Source organism: Albidovulum sp. (assembly GCF_049646345.1).
In the GTDB taxonomy this organism is placed as follows: domain Bacteria; phylum Pseudomonadota; class Alphaproteobacteria; order Rhodobacterales; family Rhodobacteraceae; genus Albidovulum.
Genome location: NZ_JBARVQ010000185.1, coordinates 1 through 3,785, shown reverse-complemented (window position 1 = coordinate 3,785; position 3,785 = coordinate 1). Strand labels below are relative to the sequence as shown.

Below are 3,785 nucleotides of genomic sequence, written 5' to 3'. Positions count from 1 at the left end.
CCCTTAGGTCGATTCCGTGCACTTTCTCAATGTTCTTACGATGCTCATTTAGTCGTCCAAAGAGTTTCGTTTCCTGTTCGATCACCGACTTTGCGCCGGTCGGCGGATCAACCTTCCCAACATAAATCGGGGTTTCCGTGCCGGAGATTGGCGCATAAATATCGGACGGACCTTTGTAATATATTGCGTAAACACCCGCCCCATAGAATGGCGTGATCGCCCCAAGCGGATAGCGCTCTTGAGAGAGCAGAGCCAAAGCCACAAAATGCCCGATCAGGCGCGGTTCTGAGGGATCGAAGAACGCATCGGGCAATCGTATAGGGTCAATGTTTCGCTCAAGGATTCGCAGCGCGTCTTTCATCTCGGCAATCGCCGCCAAGACTCGTTTCCGTGAAGGCGCGGTCATTTCGGCGTCGCGGACTATGTCTGCAAACTGCTCCAAGGCGGCCGCCGTCTCATCCGCTTTCTGAAGCTCCGGTCTGCGTACCATAACTAGGCGGCCTTAGACTCGTTTAGCCTGGCGGCAACGCTCTCGCCGACAACGCGTGCAAGCTCTGCAGGAACGGCATTTCCGAGTTGTCGCATGCACTCAGTCCATGCGCCGTGAAACTTGTATCCATCTGGAAAAGTTTGGATCCTCGCACCTTCGCGCACAGTAAAATACCGCACGGATCCATCCGCCCTGCGAAGCATGTTCTCTCCGCCAGGTACCCCGTGAACACCAGCCTTCAGCGTTTTCGACGGCTCGTCGAGATAGCTGCCCGTGTGGCCCGGATAAACCTTCGCATTTGGCTGGAAACGATGGTCCAAAACCTTATGCGAAGTTCTGGTTTTCTCTGGATCCGGCAAGTCACCTATCGCGTCCCGAGTGGTTCGCCATGGAAAGCTCTCGGGCTTCTCCTCGACCGATAAACGTTTTGATAACTGAAGTGCCCGTCCTTCAAGAAGGCGATCTTTCTTGGCGACACCGTGACGCTCCCAGTAGTCACCAAAAAGTTGATCCCAGACAAGTGCTTCTTGGGTGAATTCTCCAGGTCCAAATGACCACCGGGCGTCGACATCGTCACGAAATCCGACGAACAGCACGCGCTCACGCTTTTGCGGCACACCATAGTTCGCCGAGTTGAGTAGCTTTGTGACCACCTGATAATGCAGTCCGGGGCGTTTTGTGGAGGTATGGTGTTGCTCGAGGCGGCGAAGGTGATCCTGCCACTCCTCGTCAAGTCGAGCGACCAATTCGGGGTGCTCCATCTGGAGTTTCACATATTCAAAGTAGCTAAGGAACGATGCCCGGGTCAGTCCTTTCACGTTTTCGAACACGAACGCACGAGGGCGGGCTTCGCGAAGCGCGCGCACGGCCTGTGGAAACATATCCCGAGCGTCATCATATGCACGATGGCGCCCTCCCAAGCTGAACGGCTGACAGGGTGGACCGCCGGAAATAAGATCGAGCTTTCCCGCCAACTGCATAAAATCGACCTTGCGGACGTCGCCCTCGACAACGCGCCACGGACGCTCTCCGTTTGGCCGACCATCATCACCAAGAATTCGGTGGTTGTCGCGAAGGGTATCGCAGCACCATTTGTTGTACTCGACAACCATTTGCGGAACGAAACCCGCCTGCGCGAGCCCGATTCCAAGGCCGCCCGCACCCGCGAAGAGCTCTACCGACTTTCGTGACAATACCTTGGCAGGCTGCTTGCTCGACATTATGCTCCTCCTGCAGGGCTTTTATTCGACTTAGAACAAAATCCCCTTCAAGTATCAAGAACAAATTGACAACATCTGGTTAAGGTTCCAGCCGTCACCCCCACAGATTGACCTAACCAAACAGCAGGCAGTGACCTCGCCTCACGAAAGGCGACTTACAGAGTTTGGCCTTGGAACGCGGCATTTTGTTAATCGATTTTTTGGGCATGAACCTTGGCCAAGAACCGAATCAACCTTTCAGCTCCATGCATGTCGACAAAAAAAGAAAGAGGGGGCTCACGCCCCCTTCCCGAACTTCAGGACCGGGATGCCCAGCTTCTTGGCCTTGTCGGCGAGGTTCTCCTGAATGCCGGTCCCTGGGAAGACCAGAACACCCACGGGCAGCACATCCAACATCGCGTCGTTGCGCTTGAAGGGGGCTGCTTTGGCGTGCTTGGTCCAGTCAGGCTTGAAGGCCACCTGCGTCACGCCCCGGGCCTCGGCCCATTTGGCGGCGATGAGTTCGGCGCCCTTCGGGCTTCCCCCGTGCAGAAGCACCATATCTGGATATTTGGTCCGGACCTGGTCGAGCTTGCCCCAGATCAGGCGGTGATCGTTGAAGTCGGTCCCGCCGGTAAGAGCGACCTTGGGGCCTGCGGGGAGCATCACCTCTGTCTCCGCCCGGCGCTTGGCGGACAGGAAATCGCGGCTGTCGATCATCGCGGCGGTAAGGTGCTTGCGGTTCACCATCGAGCCGGTGCGGGGCCGCCAGGTCGAACCAGTATGCTGATCAAACTGTTCGGCGGCACAGTCGCGAAAGAGTTCCATGCCGTTGCGCCGTTCCACAAGGCTCAGGCCTTCGGCCGTCAGGCGCTCGAGTTCACCTGCCTTCACCTCGGAGCCGTCCTGCTCCCGCTGAAGGCGGCGCTGCGCCATCTCATTGTCGTCGAGCGACCGTTCGATCCGGGCATTGGCGCGGTGGAAGAGGTTGACCTGGCCCCAGAGCACTTCTTCGAGGTCGGGTTCCATGCGGGTGTCGCCAAGGGTCGCGACGAGGGCGTCGAAGATGTCGGCGACGGCGACCGCAAGGCGCTGCCCGTCGGGCATCGGGCGTGGATCGGGCTCGTCCTGATAGGGTCGGTAACCGTAGAGCTGCAGCTCGTCGAGTGCATGGGCGGTCTGGGATGCGGTGTGGGCGGGCTCGAACGCATCGTCGTGGTGTTGGGTCGTCATCTGTCTCTTGCCTCCGGGCTTGTCTCGTCCGCGCGACATCCCGCGCGGCCTTCATGGGCAGCCCTTAGCCGTCATGGAGGACAACCCTTCACCCCGCCCCGAACAGGGACTCTTGCGGGGCCGGAACGCAGAGGAGGAGGACGGCAGGGAGGCTATTTGTTTCGCGATGCAAAGCGGGGCTCGTCCCCGCGGCGGAAATAGCTTGCCTGTCGTCCTTGAGGGGGCGGCCCCTTTGACGGCCGCCTGCCCATCTCTTGAAGGCCGTGCGGGTGTCGGGTGGATGAGATTTTCCCGGAAAGAGGAAAGAGAGGACAAACCGATCCGCGACAGGCAAGCGTGAGCCCTGCCCCGCCATCCCGATTGCGCCATGCGCATGAGCGTCAGCTATCGAGGCGATGCCGATCCTCGGGCCCGATCTGCTCTGCCAGAAGCCGGTGCAGCGCCTCCGCGCCGTCCGCCCGGAGATCGTCGTTGAAATCCCCGAGCCGTGGCTTGAGCACCCGCAAGGCAATCCCGACCTCTTTGGCTCTGGTGGTCAACCGCTCCGCCGCTTGGCTCCCCGCCGGATCGCGGTCGATGGCAATATAGAGGCGCTTGAGCCCTTCCGGCAGCAGGACCGCCCCGAGGTGACCCGACGAGAGCGCCGCCCAGACGGGGAGGCCGGGAGCCGCCTCGGACAGGGACAACATGGTCTCGATGCCCTCGCCGACCACGAGGATGTCATCATGCGGGGTCAGCCTGACAGCATTGCCTAAGATGTGACCCATAGCCCGCCGCTGCGTTTTGACCGCCGCCTTGCCCTGTCCGTCGTGCGCAAGCCAGGTGCGATGCACGCCCCGCAAGGCCCCTGCCCCATCGGTGAC

At 59.9% G+C, this 3,785-nt stretch carries 4 protein-coding genes; all 4 read right to left on the bottom strand.

Annotation, left to right across the window (positions count from 1 at the left end; genetic code table 11):
- A partial coding sequence (locus WBB85_RS04565; protein ID WP_432637441.1) for an Eco29kI family restriction endonuclease occupies nucleotides 1-490 on the bottom strand: 490 nt, incomplete at its 3' end.
- Nucleotides 491-492: 2 nt separating this feature from the next.
- Nucleotides 493-1,710, bottom strand: a complete 1,218-nt coding sequence (locus WBB85_RS04560) for a DNA cytosine methyltransferase (protein ID WP_432637440.1) — start codon at nucleotides 1,708-1,710, stop codon at nucleotides 493-495.
- A 276-nt stretch (nucleotides 1,711-1,986) separates the two neighbouring features.
- Entirely contained in the window at nucleotides 1,987-2,922 is a 936-nt protein-coding gene (locus tag WBB85_RS04555; RefSeq protein ID WP_432637439.1) for a DUF2493 domain-containing protein, read from the bottom strand.
- Nucleotides 2,923-3,302: 380 nt separating this feature from the next.
- Nucleotides 3,303-3,785 (bottom strand): toprim domain-containing protein (locus WBB85_RS04550; protein ID WP_432637438.1); only part of this gene is annotated, 483 nt, incomplete at its 5' end.

Bases quoted from the DNA above. Each gene is read 5' to 3' on its own strand.
- WBB85_RS04555 (WP_432637439.1), bottom strand. From the start codon at position 2,922: ATGACGACCCAACACCACGACGATGCGTTCGAGCCCGCCCACACCGCA.
- WBB85_RS04560 (WP_432637440.1), bottom strand. From the start codon at position 1,710: ATGTCGAGCAAGCAGCCTGCCAAGGTATTGTCACGAAAGTCGGTAGAG.